This is a genomic window from Paenibacillus sp. JT22N1, from assembly GCF_059692155.1.
On the sequence record NZ_JCAUAW010000002.1, the window covers coordinates 1 to 17,743 of the forward strand.

At 44.5% G+C, this 17,743-nt stretch carries 18 protein-coding genes, 1 pseudogene and 1 riboswitch; of the genes and pseudogenes, 5 read left to right on the forward strand and 14 right to left on the reverse strand.

The window, feature by feature from the left end:
- Positions 1–526 precede the first annotated feature (526 nt).
- Positions 527–691: a hypothetical protein gene (locus AC58UU_RS03825; protein WP_171689425.1), complete on the reverse strand. Its 165-nt coding sequence runs from the start codon at positions 689–691 to the stop codon at positions 527–529.
- Between the two features lie 192 nt (positions 692–883).
- On the opposite strand from AC58UU_RS03825, the gene kduI reads away from it, so the two are divergent.
- The 4 genes from kduI to AC58UU_RS03845 are packed head-to-tail and all read left to right on the forward strand — an operon-like array spanning position 884 to position 4,109.
- Positions 884–1,717 carry a 5-dehydro-4-deoxy-D-glucuronate isomerase gene (gene kduI, locus AC58UU_RS03830; protein ID WP_497313177.1) on the forward strand — a complete coding sequence of 278 codons (834 nt, stop codon included), beginning with the start codon at positions 884–886 and terminating at the stop codon, positions 1,715–1,717.
- Positions 1,718–1,751: 34 nt separating this feature from the next.
- Positions 1,752–2,507 carry a DeoR/GlpR family DNA-binding transcription regulator gene (locus tag AC58UU_RS03835; RefSeq protein ID WP_497313178.1) on the forward strand — a complete coding sequence of 252 codons (756 nt, stop codon included), beginning with the start codon at positions 1,752–1,754 and terminating at the stop codon, positions 2,505–2,507.
- 18 nt (positions 2,508–2,525) lie between these two features.
- Positions 2,526–3,278 (forward strand): 2-dehydro-3-deoxy-D-gluconate 5-dehydrogenase KduD, encoded by a 753-nt coding sequence (gene kduD, locus AC58UU_RS03840; RefSeq protein ID WP_497313180.1) that lies wholly within the window; start codon positions 2,526–2,528, stop codon positions 3,276–3,278.
- Positions 3,279–4,109: a sugar phosphate isomerase/epimerase family protein gene (locus AC58UU_RS03845; protein ID WP_497313182.1), complete on the forward strand. Its 831-nt coding sequence runs from the start codon at positions 3,279–3,281 to the stop codon at positions 4,107–4,109.
- Between the two features lie 61 nt (positions 4,110–4,170).
- On the opposite strand, the gene AC58UU_RS03850 is transcribed toward AC58UU_RS03845, so the two are convergent.
- A complete protein-coding gene (locus AC58UU_RS03850; RefSeq protein ID WP_497313184.1) occupies positions 4,171–4,644 on the reverse strand; it encodes a GlcG/HbpS family heme-binding protein in 474 nt (157 codons plus the stop codon).
- Between the two features lie 150 nt (positions 4,645–4,794).
- A riboswitch (ZMP/ZTP riboswitch) is annotated at positions 4,795–4,873 on the forward strand.
- Positions 4,874–4,935: 62 nt separating this feature from the next.
- Between AC58UU_RS03850 and AC58UU_RS03855 the strand changes: the two genes are divergently transcribed.
- Positions 4,936–5,529, forward strand: coding sequence for a DJ-1/PfpI family protein (locus tag AC58UU_RS03855; protein ID WP_497313186.1), 594 nt, complete (start codon positions 4,936–4,938; stop codon positions 5,527–5,529).
- 518 nt (positions 5,530–6,047) lie between these two features.
- Here the strand turns inward: AC58UU_RS03855 and AC58UU_RS03860 are convergent.
- The 12 genes and pseudogenes from AC58UU_RS03860 to AC58UU_RS03915 all read right to left on the reverse strand — a co-directional run bounded on the left by AC58UU_RS03860 (position 6,048) and on the right by AC58UU_RS03915 (position 17,715).
- Complete coding sequence (locus AC58UU_RS03860; RefSeq protein WP_497313188.1) at positions 6,048–6,269, reverse strand: hypothetical protein; 222 nt, start codon at positions 6,267–6,269, stop codon at positions 6,048–6,050.
- A 112-nt stretch (positions 6,270–6,381) separates the two neighbouring features.
- Positions 6,382–7,509, reverse strand: a complete 1,128-nt coding sequence (locus AC58UU_RS03865; RefSeq protein WP_497313190.1) for a Ger(x)C family spore germination protein — start codon at positions 7,507–7,509, stop codon at positions 6,382–6,384.
- Positions 7,506–8,633 (reverse strand): annotated as a pseudogene (locus AC58UU_RS03870) (GerAB/ArcD/ProY family transporter). The gene AC58UU_RS03865 and the pseudogene AC58UU_RS03870 overlap by 4 nt, the downstream one beginning before the upstream one ends.
- A gap of 31 nt (positions 8,634–8,664) precedes the next feature.
- Complete coding sequence (locus AC58UU_RS03875) at positions 8,665–9,786, reverse strand: Ger(x)C family spore germination protein (protein WP_497313192.1); 1,122 nt, start codon at positions 9,784–9,786, stop codon at positions 8,665–8,667.
- Entirely contained in the window at positions 9,783–10,883 is a 1,101-nt protein-coding gene (locus AC58UU_RS03880; RefSeq protein WP_497313194.1) for a GerAB/ArcD/ProY family transporter, read from the reverse strand. The genes AC58UU_RS03875 and AC58UU_RS03880 overlap by 4 nt, the downstream gene beginning before the upstream one ends.
- The gene (locus AC58UU_RS03885; RefSeq protein ID WP_497313195.1) at positions 10,880–12,418 is read right to left on the reverse strand and encodes a spore germination protein; all 1,539 of its coding nucleotides are present in this window, start codon (positions 12,416–12,418) and stop codon (positions 10,880–10,882) included. Before AC58UU_RS03885 ends, AC58UU_RS03880 begins: the two co-directional genes overlap by 4 nt.
- A gap of 189 nt (positions 12,419–12,607) precedes the next feature.
- Positions 12,608–13,615, reverse strand: a complete 1,008-nt coding sequence (locus tag AC58UU_RS03890; RefSeq protein ID WP_497313197.1) for an LLM class flavin-dependent oxidoreductase — start codon at positions 13,613–13,615, stop codon at positions 12,608–12,610.
- Between the two features lie 89 nt (positions 13,616–13,704).
- Positions 13,705–14,202 (reverse strand): GNAT family N-acetyltransferase, encoded by a 498-nt coding sequence (locus AC58UU_RS03895; protein ID WP_497313198.1) that lies wholly within the window; start codon positions 14,200–14,202, stop codon positions 13,705–13,707.
- A 13-nt stretch (positions 14,203–14,215) separates the two neighbouring features.
- Positions 14,216–15,376 (reverse strand): N-methyl-L-tryptophan oxidase, encoded by a 1,161-nt coding sequence (solA, locus tag AC58UU_RS03900; RefSeq protein ID WP_497313200.1) that lies wholly within the window; start codon positions 15,374–15,376, stop codon positions 14,216–14,218.
- 50 nt (positions 15,377–15,426) lie between these two features.
- Positions 15,427–16,137 carry an amino acid ABC transporter permease gene (locus tag AC58UU_RS03905; protein ID WP_497313202.1) on the reverse strand — a complete coding sequence of 237 codons (711 nt, stop codon included), beginning with the start codon at positions 16,135–16,137 and terminating at the stop codon, positions 15,427–15,429.
- 9 nt (positions 16,138–16,146) lie between these two features.
- Positions 16,147–16,845 carry an amino acid ABC transporter permease gene (locus tag AC58UU_RS03910; RefSeq protein WP_497313203.1) on the reverse strand — a complete coding sequence of 233 codons (699 nt, stop codon included), beginning with the start codon at positions 16,843–16,845 and terminating at the stop codon, positions 16,147–16,149.
- Positions 16,846–17,715, reverse strand: coding sequence for a transporter substrate-binding domain-containing protein (locus AC58UU_RS03915; RefSeq protein ID WP_497313204.1), 870 nt, complete (start codon positions 17,713–17,715; stop codon positions 16,846–16,848). It abuts the gene before it with no gap.
- Positions 17,716–17,743: the final 28 nt, after the last annotated feature.

The following is a 17,743-nucleotide window of genomic DNA, read 5'->3' on the forward strand; positions in this document are numbered from 1 at the left end:
TTTCAAACGTACTTCTTCTCCTAATCTTTTTCCCATCCCGGATCATCCCCTTTGTAAATAAGTTTAATTTATTTAACGGGAGGACTCCAGTTTATTTAGGGGGCCTAGGAGTTATGTACAATAATTTGGTCCTATATAGGCCATTTCGCAATAAATGGGCTAGAATTGTTGTACAAACTGCAACTTCAAGTTGCCAAATAGCCTTTTGGCGTGTGAATTGTTGTAGAATATACAACAATGGTAATCACGATTGCCCATCTACCCTCACGAAAGCTGAATGACTCTAAAATCAGATTTTGGAGTCATGCCTACCAGTTGTGAGGAATAGTTACTTACCGAGTGATTATGCATATCCACAATCTCACTTAGCCTAGCAAATTTTCGTTGCAAACTATCCTAAATAAGGTAAGCATCGTCGACTTACCCCTAACCCCAAATGAAAAAAGGGACCTTGTTATCTACACTTGTAGACAACAAGGTCCTTTTTTCGGCGCTCTCCCATCCTCGGAAGAAGCAATACCAACTCCTAATCCCGGTCATCGGGTTCGCTGGTCGAGAACACCTTTTTCACATTATCCATGATTTCCTCGACAGCCTCACTCAGCATATCTGTTGGTGTTGTGGCCTCTTCCTCAGGTAGAGTGGGAATCGTGTCGTTACATACGTGATCGAAATAATGATTTTTATCCATGCGCTAACCTCCTAATTGTAAAACAGTCTCGTTTGTTTGTTGTTTACTTAATGAGCAGACTTTATCCACACTAACTGAAACTTTTGAAACATAGGTCCAAAAACCCTTGCCTAAACCCCATTAATGGAGTAAATTAAACCTATATGAACGTATATCAACATAAATAAACCGATTTTGAGGAGAGATTAACCGATGGATATCCGCTACGCATCACACCCGAATGAAGTAAAGCAATTTGACACTGAACGCCTGCAAGCTGAGTTTCAAATTAATTCTTTGTTCTCACCTAACGAAATTAAATTAGTGTACTCCCACGTTGACCGTTTCATCATTGGTGGCGTGCTTCCTATTACAGGCGCACTTCAACTGCAAGCTGACAAGAAAGAAATGGCTGCTGATTATTTCTTAGAGCGCCGCGAGATCGGTATTATTAATGTTGGCGGCAGAGGCACGATCACCGTTGATGGAACGGTTTACAATATGGATTCCAAAGATTGCATTTATATTGGTCTTGGGGCGAAGGACCTTTCATTCGCAAGTGAAAATGCTGCCGAGCCAGCGAAATTCTACTTTAATTCAACGCCAGCTCACCAAACATATCCAACAGTGAAAGTCGCCATCAGCGAAGCTACTCCTACTCACTTAGGCAGCATCAATACTTCTAATGAGCGTACGATTTACAAATACATCCACACAGGCGGCGTAAAAAGCTGTCAACTCGTTATGGGTATGACACTTCTGAAGCCAGGCAACATGTGGAATACAATGCCTTCTCATACACACAATCGTCGTTCCGAAGTTTATTTCTACTTTGACATGCCGGAAGATGCTGTTGTTTTCCACATGATGGGCGAACCGCAGCAAACACGTCACGTGGTTATGCGCAATGAGCAAGCAGTCATCTCCCCAAGCTGGTCCATTCATAGCGGTGTTGGCACGAACAACTATACCTTTATTTGGGGCATGGCTGGCGAAAATCAGATTTTTGATGATATGGACGCTGTGGCCATGAAAGATTTAAAATAGTCGGTAACCTCTATTTAGAAACGGATGACAACCGATGAACCCTTTACGCAGATATGAAACAATTATGGAAATACTTCTAGCGCAGAAAGAAGTAACCGTTAACGAGCTTAGTGAACGCCTGGACGTTACAGGTAAAACGATTCGCGAAGATTTGGCCAAACTTGAAGAAAAAGGGCTGCTTGTCCGCATTCATGGTGGCGCAATGCTTGCTCAGAGTGATCAGCTTGGCATACTTTCGACAAAAGAGCCGATCATTAAGCATGCCGATCAGAAATCCGAAATTGCAACGATTGCTCTGCGATACATTCAGCCAAGAGATATTATTGCGCTTGATGGCGGAAGTACAACACTTGAAATTGCTAGGCGGCTGGATAATCAGCCGCTTACAGTTGTAACGAATGATTTATATATTATTTCCGAGCTCCTGCATAAGGAAGAAATTCGGTTGGTTGTTCCAGGCGGCTACCGTCTGCGCAACATGCTTGCAGGTCCTGAAGCCGTGGCATATGTAAACACGCTCAACATTCAGAAAACGTTCATTTCTGCCACTGGTGTTCATTTGCAGCATGGCTTTACCATCTACACGAGTGATCATGCCGATTATAAACGTGCATTGATTGGATCGAGCGCAACGGTTTACGCCGTTGCCGATCACAACAAATTCGGACAATGTGCCTTGCGAACGTTTGCAGCATTGTCCGAAGTAGACATGATTCTAACGGATAGTGCCCTACCGACGGATACCGCCCAGCAGTTTCGTGATGCTGGCATCCAGATCGTAACTCAATAGTGAAAAGGAGTACCCTTCATGACACTTTTTAATTTATCAGGCAAAACGGCCTTCGTAACCGGCGCTTCCGGCGGTCTTGGTCAAGCGATGGCTATCGGTCTTGCAGAAGCAGGCGCTAATATCATTGCCGTTTCCTCTTCTGAAAGCGTGCAAACGGTCGAAGCCATCCGAGCTTTAGGCGGCAAAGCCGAGCTGATCGCAGCTGATCTTAGCAACGAAGACATCCTTGAGGATGTTGTAAATAAAGCTATCGGCATCTACGGCAGCATCGATATTCTCGTGAATAATGCCGGAATCATCCGTCGTACGCCGGCTGTCGATCATGCGCGTCAAGATTGGCACGATGTCATAGATCTGAACTTGAACTCTGCGTTCTTCTTGTGTCAGCTAGTAGGCCGTCACATGATTGAGCGCGGCAGCGGTAAAATCGTGAACATCGCTTCTATGCTGACCTACCAAGGCGGTATCAATGTTCCTGGTTATACAGCAAGTAAACATGCTATTGCTGGTGTTACCAAAGCATTAGCCAACGAGTGGGCTGGGAAAGGCATCCAGATCAATGCCATCGCTCCTGGTTACATGACGACTAATAATACAGCACCTATCCTCAAAGATGAGAAACGCACACAATCCATTACAGATCGAATCCCGGCAGGCCGTTGGGGCTCACCAGAGGATTTGAAAGGTCCTGTTGTTTTCTTGTCATCACATGCGTCGGATTATATGAACGGACACGTACTGTGCGTGGACGGCGGATGGATGGCTAGATAGATGGGTATCGGTACGTTAGCCCATACCGTCGGCCATCTTCCATTGAAGCAATTAACAGAGAAGATAAGCGGACGAGGCATTGACTTCGTTCAACTGGCACTCAGCAAAGCAATTAGTGATATTGACACCAGCCTCGGTAGGCTTAGCCCTGCTCTAGCCAACCACATTGGTGAGCAATTCCAACGTTCTGGTATCAGGATTGGCGTACTTGGCTGTTATATCAACCCGATTCATCCAGATCCGCAGCAGCGGCGTCATGAAATCAACCGGTTCAAAGAGCATCTGCGTTTCGCCAGAGACTTTGGTACTTCTATCGTTGCGACGGAAACGGCTGAACTAACGACTTACCTCTCGCAGGATTCCGAGCGTTATGAGGCCATTGGTTGGGCAACCCTTAAGCAAACAGTTGAAGAATTAGCAGAAGAAGCGGAACGTTGGGGTGTCTTCATCGGACTCGAACCTGTTTTCACTCACACGTTATCTAGCAGTGAGAAAATGGTTCGAATTCTGGATGAGATTCCTTCCAGCAATCTGGGGGTTGTGTTTGATCCAATTAACCTGCTCCCGCCAACAGCAATAGATTCACAAGATGTTTTCCTTGATCAGGCATTTGCTGCTTTTGGTGACCGGATTGTCCTCGCCCATCTTAAGGATGTTGTCATTCAGAACGACAAGCGGAAAGAGGTACGATCTGGTAAGGGTATTTTCCAAACGAAATCGTTTTTGGAAAAGCTGTACCGGGCAAAACCAGGCATCGATATCTCCTTAGAACAGCTTGCTGATGATACGATTGACGAAACCGTTCAATACGTGAGAAGCCTTTTGACTTAATAAATTGGCCCCGTTCTCTCTATCATTGGGGGGAGTGGGGCCCTCCTATTTGGAATTACGCCTATTTCTTTATATCTGGTTCTGTCATAACTTCGTACGCGTTACCCAAATAAGACTGCAGCGCCTTTAACGCCGCAACCCCCACCGCTATGTCATCCTCACCATTCCCACCACTTACGCCGACTCCGCCAATGACACTGCCGCCCACCACAATCGGAAATCCCCCGACGAAAATAGCAAACTTGCCCGGCATCATCGCATGAATACCAAATGCCTCACCATGGATTGTCGCAGGGCCACCTGGCTGATTGAACAAATGTGTTGATCGCCTGTGACCGCTAGCAGTAAACGCCTTAGCCATGGCAATTTCCGGGCTCGTATTGCGAGCGCCATTCATTCTTTCTAACGCAATTAGATACCCGCCATCGTCTACGATACATATCGTTTCGGCTGCATTCGCTTCTATTGCCGCTTGTATGCCTGCTGCGATCATGACCCTCGCTTCCTCTACTTCAAGCTTAAAAACCGATTTCATAAGTCTTTCCCTCCCTGCTTGTCGGCCATTATGAAGTGCGCAACAAACGCCTCTTCCATTCATATGGGGACGTTAAGGGTTTAAGTCATGGTCATCACTTGAAAAAAGATATTGAATTTCGGTGCGAGCAATTGTAAGATTATAGAAATTGAACCGATGTGTGACTGGCGTAAACATGGATAACCATGAGGGAGCACATTGCAAACAGCCGTACGCCTGGGCAAAGTATTTGATCCTTGATCAAGTGCTTTTTTGTGCTTCAATGACAGTAGAAAGGTCAGGTGGCTGTTTATGAAAATGGCATTCGTACTTTTTGATGGGGTAACTGCGTTAGATTTTACCGGCTTTTATGAAGCTATCACATGGATGGGCATTTTGGGAGCTAAAGAGAATGTCTCTTGGGATTTCTGCTCCAATAAGGGGGAAATTACGGACGACCGAGGCTTAACCGTTAAGGTAACACATGTCTATCCCGATCTATCAGGATACGATCTCCTGTTTGTACCTGGCGGATTTGCAACGAGAAGCCTAAGATTCGACGCTGCCTTCATCTCTTGGCTCCAAACCTCAGCTAATGTGACTTACAAGGTTTCTGTGTGTACTGGTGCGTTGTTACTAGGTGCAGCCGGATTCCTGCATGGAAAAAAGGCAACCACCAATCCTTCCGCCTACGATTTATTGACGCCGTACTGTTCCGAAGTTGTAAAAAAACGAATCGTCAGAGACGGGAATCTCTTTACCGGTGGCGGCGTTTCTGCCTCCATTGACTTAGGATTATTCGTGATTGAATCGCTCACTGACTCTCATTTCGTGCAACAAGTTCAACAAAAGATGGATTACCCGTACTATCAATCGGGACGGTTGTTTAATGTGAATTTGGAGTAACTACCTACTAATAAGGATAAACGGCTTACACTTGCCTTGGACGAGAGCAAAAGTGTGTGTGTGAGCGTGAGAGTGAGCGAGTGAGCGAGTGCGTTTATTAAGGTTGATGTACTTTTTGCACAGCCTATTTGTTGCAATGATGTATTTCATCGTTAGATTCAAGTTGAGGTCGCATTGCGATTGCTGCATCGATGTTTTACATCGTTAGGAGGGCGATTGGGAGTATAACGGCTCATAAAAGATTGATGGAACGATATTTTACATTGTTGCAATGGAGCTCAAACTTCGTTTTAATGCTGTAACGATACTTTTCATCATTGCGTCACAGGGCGGCAAACTCTGCGTGTACTGCCTATCTCTCAGACATCTTCGAAAACTTTTTGGACAGCCACTCTCATATTGTCCAAATCACTCATACCAGAAAACAATCCAAATCTCCACTTCTTAACAGGGCTAAACCTCCAAAAAAAAATAAGCCCCCCCAACACTCATAAAGTGTCTGGATAGGCTTATCTGCCTTATTTTTTAGGTTGTTCACGGTTAACACGAACGGGTCTCTCGACCCAATTCTCACGATTCATACGTTGAACCTGGTTAATCGGATTCTTAAGATCGATAATCGGGGCGGGTTTACCTTCCGCTTGCATGGTGGCCGCGAGCTTTTCCTTATAACTTGTTCCAGGCGCTGGTCCGCCACCCCCGTTGCGTTTACCCTTGTTCCAAACTCTGCCTTTACTCATTTCACCACTCCATTTTTGTTTTAAGTGTAAAGGCACGAAGAAAAAAACGCAAATTTTTACTTCAAAACCTTATCTACTTTTTGTCAAAAAGGGGTACCTGCTCCAAGACCAGTCACTTCACGGGCCCCATACTTCCTATGATCACCTTAATGGAAACGTGAATGTCCGCCTTCGATAGCGCTTCTCCCCAATGATCCTCCACTTTCTTGTATTGACTATATTCGTGGGCCCGAGCGTAGAGACCAAGTCCGATTGGGTCGATTTGATGCTTCTGTATGTTTTTGATGAGGTTATCGAATTGCTTTTGCATATGTTCAGAAATCATTTTCTCTAACTCTTTTCCATTCTTTCGTACATCAAAAGGGAATAAAAGTTCAGTAATACCGACTGGCATTTTAATGTTGATATCGAACCGAAACTTGTTCTGCTTATACGAGGTTTTTATTTTCGTTTTCATTCCTTGAACCGATATACTTAAATGGTCTGTATGGAATGGACCGCTCTTCTTTTCACCAGGAATCGGAAGTGTAAAGCTAACAGGTTTCTTGGCATTTTTATTCAATATTTGAAGTAAACCGGTTTCCTCTGTGTTCAACGAGGTTTTATATTTCCCTTTATGATCAAGCAGCATTACGCCAACCAGCTTGATCTGTTTGGCCTTGTCTAACTGAATTTCGGAAATATAAGGCGTAACCCCCTTCTCATACATTTGCCAATGAAGCTGCTGCAGTGTTGTTTTTGCCGTTTCCGATCGAGCGCTCTTCGTATCGACCATCCCCCGCAACAATAAAGGTAACATCGGCAGATCTTTCGGATGTAGATATATAATGTCGGAAATAGATCCATCGACTGCGATGATTCTGGGTGTTAATGGATTTTTCATATCACGAAAAAAGACGTCAAGTATCCGGAACCAGTCTTCATGTTCCAAGATGCGTTTCCCGATAAGCATGACTTGAACCTTTCTTCCTGTAATTACACCTGGTGCAAATTCATCTTGCTGCTCTCTCGATTGACGAATCGTTAGCGATTTCACTTCGACTTCTAATGTTTTCTTCTTGATATCTCTACCGTAAGAAGGGCTATTCAAAAATACAAGCAAGTTGTTGTCTTTATCGAGATCCATGCCAAGAGCGAGGTTGTTTGTGGAATCTTCCATATCCAACCGGTCACTGCACCCCGGAACAATAACGATAATAATCATGAAAATAATCAAAACGTACAGCGGCCGCTTGTTCATAAGTGCTTCCTCCACCCCAAACGATCATGTATCCATACATACAGGAGTAAACAACCAGGCACTATGTACTCGACAACAAAACCGATCTGACCAAGTAAAGTATTCATCCGTTCGCTTTGAAAAAAAGTAGGCATGAAGAAATACGTGCCCACAGCGATGAATAGCCAAAGCAGCCGCAAATGACTACGGTGGTCCTGCTTTCCGATTAGCCAAGTTGTGCAAAAAACGCTCATGTACATCGTGGGTATCCATGACAATGAAAAGATAAGCAAATAAAACGCGATAAATAGCACTTCGATCCGTGATATAATCTTAAACTCGATAGCTTTCAATACATTGATCGTCGGCTCGTTGTACGCGATAATTTCATCTGGACCGAAATAGACGAAACAGGTAACGGTAATTAGCAAATACATGAGCATCGTCAGTGTATACGAGATAACGATTCCTACTGAAGCCTTCCGCTTGTTTTTGAGAAACGGATACAAAATAAACGTGGTTGAAAAACCTATATGATAATATAAAGTGCCAGGTAACGCTGCGAAAACAGGCTTCCATCCTTCTTTAAGCACAGGAAGCAGACGGAGCCAATGAGCGTCCTTAAGCGGGATCAACTAAACGAAGGGGATCCAAAGAGATAGGAGTATAATCACTTCCACATATCTGCCCAATATGCGTGGTCCGTTCCGCACAATAACATAAGTGGGAATGAGCAGCAGAAGCATAATGATATAAGCAGGGGTATGCTGCAGAAGATATTGCTTTGTAATCAATATCGTATATACGAGACCTGTGTATCCGTAGTAAAAGAGATAGAGGGCAAAAAGGATGGCCCCCGCTTTGCCTGCCCATTTGCCCAAATACATCGACAATAGATCTAACACGGTACCGTCTGGGTACCTACTCATTACTTGTATGACGATTAGACCCCCCACTATGGAGAGGACCCAAACGAAGATGAGCGCAATCCAGCCTGCAGTCCCTGCCTTTTCGGCTAATACTCGCGGCAGCGATAAAAATCCGATACTTACAACCATACCAAAGTTGAGAAAGATATACTGCATGAAGGTGATTTCATTCAAGGCATATTTTTTCACTTGTTGTCCCCCTATAGAGCTTTCCATTAAGAAGCTGCATCGTATGCATACAAGGCTGTTACTTCACTGATCCCATAGCTCCTATGATTGTTTTCACGGAAACATGAATATCCGTATTGGCCAGCGTTTCACCCCATTGATCTTCCACTTTCTTGAAATGGCTATATTCATGCGCTTGCGCATAGAGGCCGAGCCCTATCGGATCAATTTTATCCGTTTGTATTTTCTTGATGAGGTTTTCAAATTGCATTTGCACTTGTTCGGTAATCTTATTCTCCAACTCTTTTCCTTGACTACGTACGTCGTAAGGGAACAAAAGCTCCGATAGTCCAACGCGCATGGTAATGTGAATATCGAACTGAAATTTGTCCTTGAGGAAGGAGGTCTTGATTTTCACCTTTATTTCATCCACGTTTAAACTTAATTTATCTGTATGGAATGGTCCAATCTTCATTTCGCCGGAAATGGGAATTGTTAAGTTGACGCTCTTTTTTGTATTTTTTTTCAAAATGCGCAGTAGAGTAGTTTCTTGCATGTTCAGAGAATCAGCAAATTTCCCTTTATGATCCAACAATGTCGTCCCTGTCATCGCAATCTGCTTATCTTTCATTCGAACTTCAGAGATGATAGGAGTGACACCCTTTTCACGTAGTTGTTGGTGCAGCCCCTGTAAAGTCGTCTTTACCGTTTCCGATCGGGCATTCTTCGTTTCTACCATTTCCCTCAGCAATAAAGGCATCATCGGCTGATCTTTCGGGTTCAGGTAGATGATTTCAGAGAGAGGTCCATCGAAAGCAATGATCCTTGGCGTTAACGGATTTTTCGGATCGCGAAACCAAACATCCGTTAATTGGAACCAATTTTCTTGCTGCAATATTCGCTTAGATACTAGTAGGACTTGAATACTTCTCCCTTGGAAAACACCATCTGTATAACTGTCTTGTTTTCCTCTTGATTGACGATTCGTCTGTGGTTTCACTCTAAGTTCACGCGTTTTTTTCTTGACATTTTTGCTGAAAACTGGAGATGTGCTATATATAATGAACTCGTTTTCTTTATCGAGATCAAAACCTACTAATAAAGCATGTGTAGCCTCTTCCATATCTAACTTGTCACTGCAGCTCGCAATAATGACGACAACCGTGGCGATGAGTATAAGATGAAGGAGCCGCTTGTTCATAAGCGCTTCCCCCACTGAAAACGATCATGCATCCATAAATATGCGAGTAAACAACCGGGAAAAACATATTCGATTCCAAAACCAATCTGAATGAGAAAATCATTCATGCGATCGCTCTGATTAAAAGTTGGTATGAAGAAAAACGTGCTCACAGCAGTGAACAACCACAGTATCCGCAAATGATTGCGGTGATCCTGCTTTCCGAGCAGCCAGCTTGTACAAAAAACGCCCATGTATATAGTGGGTATCCACGCTAATGAAAAAATAAGCAAAAAAAACGCAATAAACAGCACTTCCATCCGTTCTACAAAATTAAATTCAATGGCTTCTAAGATATTAACCACAGGTTCGTTATACTTCTGAATTTCGTCCGGGCTGTAATAGACAAAACAAATAACGGTAATGAACAAATATCCAAGCATCGTTAGTGTATCGGAGATCATGATAGCGCTAGAAGCTTTTTGTTTGTTCTTCAAAAAAGGATACAAAATAAACGTGGTAGCAAATCCGATATAAGAAAAGAACGTTGTAGGTACCGCTGAGAATACAGGTTTCCATCCTTCCTTTAATAAGGGAACCATATTGAGCCAGTGGGCATCCTTTAGCGGAAATAAATATACAAATGGTATCCACAAAGAGATCATAAAAACAAGTTCCGCATATCTGCCCAAGACGCGAAGTCCATTACGTGCAATCACATAAGTGGGAATGAGCAATAATAGCATGACGGTAGATGCCGAAGTTTGCGGCAAAAGCCATGCCTTCGTGAGCAAAACCGCCTCAACGATCCCAGTATAAGCGTAGTAAAAGAGATAAAGGGCAAAAAAGATGGCAGCCGCCTTTCCTGCCCATTTGCCCAAATATCGTGCTATTAGATCAAATAATGTTCCTTCGGGGTGCTTTTTCATCACCTGAATAACAATCAAGCTTGCCGCAACCGTAATAGCCCAGCCGATGATAAGTGCGATCCAGCCATCCGTGCCTGCCTTCTCGGCTAATTTTCGCGGCATTGCCAAAAAGAATACACTCACTTGTATGCCGCTATTAAGAAAAATATATTGCATAGAGGTGATCTCATTGTAAGCATATTTCTTCATTTCCCATCACCTTTTGGACGATTTGTTCCTTGCCTCTTCGATTGGGTCGCTCTTGTGCCTAGAGGTCGCTTGCCCATTATCCACAACGGTAAACGAATGAACGTATCTTTCCAATCAGCAAAACGAACCGGCGCGAAAGGGGTACTGTACGGGGTTCCAAGCGATTCGAGAGCAATCAGATGTCCGATCATCGTCATCAAACCAATAATGATGCCAACAATGCCGAACATGGAAGCAGCTATCATCATGCCGAAGCGGATAAGCCGGACGGCTGCGACCATATCATAATTGGGCAGGATGAACGATGCAATAGCCGTAAAGGCAACGACAATCACCATGATATTACTGATGAGTCCTGCCTGTACGATCGCCTGCCCAATGACAATCCCCCCAACAATGCCAACGGTTTGCCCGACCGGAGCGGGCAGGCGCACACCTGCCTCACGCATCATTTCTAAAGTCACCTCCATGAGGATCGCTTCTACAAATGGCGGAAAGGGCACTCTTCCTCTGAACTCGCCAATCGTGAGCAGTAATTTAACAGGAATGATCTCGAAATTATAGGAAATGACGGCAATGTAGAATGCCGGCAAAAATATAGCGACGAAAAACGCCAATATCCGCAGCAGCCGTATAAAAGTAGCAATCGACCAGCGTGTACTGTAGTCGTCGATGTTCTGAAAAAAAGATATAAATGACACTGGTGCGATCAACACGCTTGGCGAACGATCGACGACAACAGCGAATCTTCCTTGCAATATTTGTGAAGCTGCAGCATCTGGTCTTTCCGTCGTAATAAATTGCGGGAATGGGGAATACGGATTGTCCTCGATCCTCTCTGCCAACTCACCTGTGTTAAGGATGACATCGACATCAAGCTGCTGAATCCTATCTTCCAGTTCTTTCAGCATCTCAGGATTCGCGACATCTGCTAAATATAAGATAGAAACTAAACTGTTCCCTCTTCGTCCAACGATCAGCTCTTTCATTTTCAATTCACGATTTTGAATATAGCGACGGATTAAAGCAATATTTTGGCTTCCTGTTTCAACAAAGCCTTGATGTGCTCCTTTTAAAGAAGCCTCAATTTGTGGATCTTCAATTGCTCTCTGCGGCCACCCTTGCGTTCCTAAGGCGTAGACTTCCGTTCGTCCGCCAATAAAGAGAATACTGCTGCCATGCAAAATAGCAGTCTCAACTTGAGGCCAAGATAACAATGGATTGATTTGACCTACATTTATCGTAAAGCCATATTCCGAATCGCCGCTTCCCGTTTCAAATTGAAGAGGCCGAAGCACATTATTATTGATTGCGTTTTTATCTATGAGTCCAACCAAGTAGACTAGCGCAGCTTGGTCCCCAGACTCTTTGATGATAAAATGCCGCACAACCAGATCGGGAGTTTGACTGAACTGACTATGTAAATAGGTTATATTTTGCGCCAACGAAGCACTTATCGAGTCACTAAGCGGCTGATTAATTTGCTCTGGAACCGAACGATACTTCTTCTTTCCGAACCAGTTTGAAAATAGCAACGAAACTTCACCACCCTCATCCCTATTCTTCCTTTAATTATCCAAAATTATGTATTCATGACAAAGGCTGTACGCCAATGCAACGGAAGTAAGGATACGATAATCATAGAAAAAAGCAGCCACCGTTAATCGGTGTGCTGCTTCTGAATGATTGAGCCAATTTCCATACGGCCATACTTTACGCTAACATTACCCTTGCAGCTCAAACGCCTTGGCTAATAAACGATAAGAATGAATGCGTGCATCCACATCATGAATCGGAGAAACGACCATAAACTCGTCTGCTTTATACGCCTCGTTCAGCTTGAGAATCTCCGCTTTTACTTGCTGAGGAGTACCCACAATACGCTTGTGTTGGCGACCACGTATTAGCGCCAAATCAGCTTCTGTATACGGATAATTCATAGCCGTTTCAACGGAAGGGAATGAGGGCAGCAACGCACCGCGGCCAAGGGAGAGGAAGAACAAATCCGTACTCGTCGCCAGTCGATTCGCCTCTTCTTCCGTATCGGCACAAACGACTAAAACCGCTGCAAGCGAATGTGGCTTTTCATTCAAAATAGACGGTTTGAATTCCTCGCGGTAAATCTGCAGCGCTTGTTCACAATCGGCATTGCCAAAAAACTGTGCAAAACCAAATGCAGCCCCTTGTTTAGCAGCAATACTGGCACTGTCGTAGGAAGAACCGAGCAGCCAAATTTCCGGTGCTGTCGGAATAATTGGAGAAGCATGCAGTGCAGCAAAGCGATGGTTCGCAGGCAGCGAATCATATAAATACCCTGTCAAGTCTGCAACTTGCTGCGGGTATTGATCTACGCTCGTGTATTTCCCCTCTTGCAGCGCTCGCGTCGAGATGGGCATGCCGCCTGGCGCACGCCCCAGACCAACGTCGATCCTTCCCGGATGCAGCGCCTCCAACAAGCGGAAATTTACTGCAACTTTGTATGCACTGTAGTGCGGCATCATGATACCGCCTGACCCTAAGCGAATCCGATTCGTTTTTGCAGCTAAATGAGCAATAAGTACTTCTGGGCTTGAGTGAGCAAGCGCCTCAGAAGCATGATGCTCCGACACCCAGTAACGCGTATATCCAAGTTTATCAGCCTCTTGCGCCAGCTCGGTCGTTTCAACCAGCGTTTGCGCGGCGTTACGACCTTCTCCTATTTGTGATTGGTCCAAAATCCCCAATTTTAACATGCTCGATCACCTCCTTTTAACTGTAACATATTTAAGCACAGAATAGCAAAGAACAGTCAGAATGGCTCCCGACTGTCTTGACGCATTACTTATTGGGCAAGTTGAACTTGGTCGAATAAAGTCTTCTTCAGGAAAACCAACGTATCCGTTTCACCTAGCGGCCTTTCATGAAAGGCTTGATAACCTTTACGTTCATACATCGGAAGCAGCCAAGGATGATTCTTCGACGTTGCAAGGACAACACCGGATGATAACAAGGTATCTCTGACTATGACCTCTTCGACATAAGTCAGAAGCCGATTGCCGACACCTTGATGTTTGAATTCAGGCAAGACAGCAAACCAATACAAAAAAGGCAGCTCGGTCAGTTCCGGCAAATTTTTCAATGATATGGTGGCTGCAATAGAGCCGTCAATTTCCAAGACATAGCTTGTATTTTCTAAAAGGTTCTCCCGAATCAAGTCAATATCCGCATTCGCGGCTCTAAATGTAATACCTAATTCACGAATCGACTCATAGGCGCCATCAATGACTTTGTATTGTTCTTCTGCATCTTCAATCGTCGCCAATCGATAAATCTCACTCATATAGGTCACCTTCCTAGTTGATATGGGCAGCAAGGTCATCTCTCGCCGAGAACCTGGATAAGGCAAAAGGAGAGATATCTTGTTCGGTTATGCCTTCCCTTGAAAGATCTGATAATATTTCTCCAACTACACTTGCGAACTTAAAGCCATGACCTGAGAAACCGCCAGCCACTAGGACATGAGCATGATCCGGGTGGCGATCTATAATAAAATGTTCATCAGGCGTTAATTCATATTTACAAACGGCTCCCCGAAGCACTTGACCCGCAGCTTGTGGCAGAAAGGCTTTCAAGGCTTGCCGCAGATCCCTCTCATCATCGGCATAATGACCGAACGGTTCGAAGGGTTGTCCTGGCTTCCAAGGCTGACCGGCATCATGCCGACCAATCTTGACGCCGGAACCGTCCATGCTAGGGAAGCCATAGAACCCGCCATTTTCTGCGCCAAATGTAAAACCTGGAAACCTAGCCGAATCATACAGAGATTCATCCGATTTGAACCAAGCGACTGCTTTACGAACGGAACGAATCGGCAGATCAATAATGGCATTTAACTTACTAAACCATGCCCCGGCAGATAAGATTAACTGATCTGCGTGATAGGCCCCATCTAGTGTCTGTACGGTAACGCCGCTCTTTCCTATCTTAATGCTTGTCACTGGTGTGTTGACCAGGAGTCTTGCACCTGCGGCCAAAGCTTGCTGGCGATAGGCGCGTACGCAAGCTTCACTGTACAGAAACCCCGCTTCCTGTTCATACAAGCCTATGTAGGAATCTGGTGGATTTACGCCCGGCCAACGTTTACGAATTTCATCCGCGTCCAGTTGATCAACCTTCAGTCCAAAGGCAGCTGTAGACTTTAATTTACTCCCCATATGAAGGGACTCTGCAGCTCCCATATTCAGAACCCCGCAGCGCACAAGCAGCCGCTGTCCGCTTGCTTCCTCAAGCTCCTTCCACAGCCGGTCGGATCTAAGCGCCATTGCCGTGTAGGTGGAACTGCCTGTATAGGCATGACGGATAAGGCGAGTCTCCCCATGATGACTGCCTGCCACATGGGGTGGATCAAATTTATCGATTAATAATACCTTCACCTTGTTTTTAGCCAAGTGGTATCCAGTGCTCATGCCCATCGAGCCAGCACCTATGACAATGACATCATATGAGGTTGGCATTAGTCACACTTCCTTTCTCATACAATCGCTGCGCGTAGTTGTTAACCGAATCATACGACTCCTCCTCGATTGTAGACCGTTACTTTTTTCTCCAAAAATGAAGTGAGTCTTTCTGCTAACAAAGTCAACCCCCAGTAAATAAAGGCTGCGGCAATATATGCCTCGAGAAATTTTAAGCTCACTGAAGCAACAACGCTTGCTTTGCCAAGGAGCTCCATTTGAGACACCGTAAAGGCAAGCGATGATGTATGCAGGAATCCAACAAAAATGTTGCACAAATTGGGTAAAATAACGCCAATCGCTTGAGGAGCTACGATTCTCCAGATCGCTTGAGGTGTTGTCATGCCAATGGCATGGGCGGCTTCGATTTGACCTCGGTCCACCGATAAGATGCCGGATCGAATAATCTCTGACATATAGGCACCGGCCGTGATAGAAAATGCTGTCAACACGATGAGCAGAGAAGGGATCGATGACGATTTGAAACCCCATCCGTAATACGCAGACAACCGATCGATGACGAGCGGCATCCCAAAGTAGATGACAAAAATATGAAGCAGAATCGGCGTCCCGCGTAGAAAGGATACGTAGAAATCTAGGAGTCGATGTACATATTTCACTTTGTAGATACGAGCGAAAGCCGTTAATAAACCGATGCCGAAGCCGATAACAAGCGGGATGAAGGTCAACACCAAGGTTAACGGTAATGCCTTTAATATTTGGAAAAAGGCCGTATAAATAAAAACAATATCGATTTTCATGTCCTCACCTCACCCCGCTAATGAACGCTCATGCCTTTGCAGCCTGAACTCCGTCACTTTAAATACTTTTTCCAAAATTAATACAGTTACGTAATAAATGATCGTTAAACTGATATAAACTTCCAACGTATGAGCCGTAGCCGCAATCAATGTTTGTCCACGCCCCATCATATCCATGACCCCAATCGAGAAAGCCAGCGACGTATCTTTGAGGAAACCAATCACCGAGTTCGCAAAGTTAGGGAAGGCAATAAGCAAAGCTTGCGGCACAACGATTCGAGTAAAGGATTGTTTAGCGGTCATACCTACTGCATAAGCAGCTTCAGTCTGGCCTCGATCGACGGCATTCACAGCCGCCCGGATGTTTTCAGATTTGAAAGCGGCAATACTAAGCCCATAGGTAATAATCACGAAATAGATCGGATCCCATCGAGAAATATTGATATCGATAATCTCAAGCAGCATTGGCAAGCCATAGAAAACAAGAAATAATTGGATCAAAATCGGTGTTCCACGAATAAACGATACATACACGATGGATAGTTGGCTAAGCACCGGAATACGATATAACCGAGTTAGGGCGATCAACGTGCCTAGGATGAGACCTAATGTGAGTGATGCTACAAGAATGAGCAGGGTCAAAGGCAGGTAGTAGAGCAGCTTCGGCAGAAACTCAGCAACAAGAGTAATATCGAATGATTTCCCCATCTAGCTACCCACGGTATAGTCGGCTCCCAGCCACTGCGTACTTAATTTACCGAGTGTTCCATCTGCTTTGATGGCTTTCACAGCTTCGTCAATTTTCTTTTTTAGCTCTTCTTGATCCTTGCGTAAAATGAAGTAAACTTTGGAGTTGGAAAGCGGCTCTCCTACTGTTTTCAGCTGTGCATCTACCGATTTATTAACGAAATCAATCGCAAACTGTGTACTAATCGAAGCATCCGCACGACCTTGCTTGATGAGTGATTTCGCATCCTCACCTGCTCCTGTATAAACGATATTAATTCCGGTGTTGTGCTCTTTGTTATACTTTTCTGCTAATACAGCCGCGTTGCTTGTTGCTGTTACCAATAACTTCTTACCTTTAAGATCATCAATGGATTTAACGGTATTATTGTCTTTGTGAACGATAATTTTGTTCGGGAATATATTATAGGCTTCATCATTGAAAAGGAATTTCTGCTTTCTTTCCTCGTTCACTTCCATTTGGTGAGCAATGAAGTCGATTTTATTCGTCTCCAAGCTCAGCAAAAGGTTCTTGAATTCCATTGTTTTGAGCTCAAATTCATACTCAGGAAGTCGTTTATCGATTTCTTTGACAAGTTCTACATCATAACCCGTAAGGTTGCCCTTATCATCAATAAAGCAAATGTTCGGGAATTGTGTACCTGTTCCCACCACAATTTTTTTAACCGTTTTTGGTGCTTCTGTTGCTTGTGCTGCAGGTGCTGCTGTAGCAGCACCTATGGCTGCGGCCCCGGCGGATGGTGTCGTGTTGGCCGTTTTGGTTTGAGCCGCACATCCTGCTGCGAATGCAGCCGTAAGAATAAGGGATGAAAGTACCGTGAATTTTTTCATGATTAAATGCCTCCTGAGTAATGTCTAT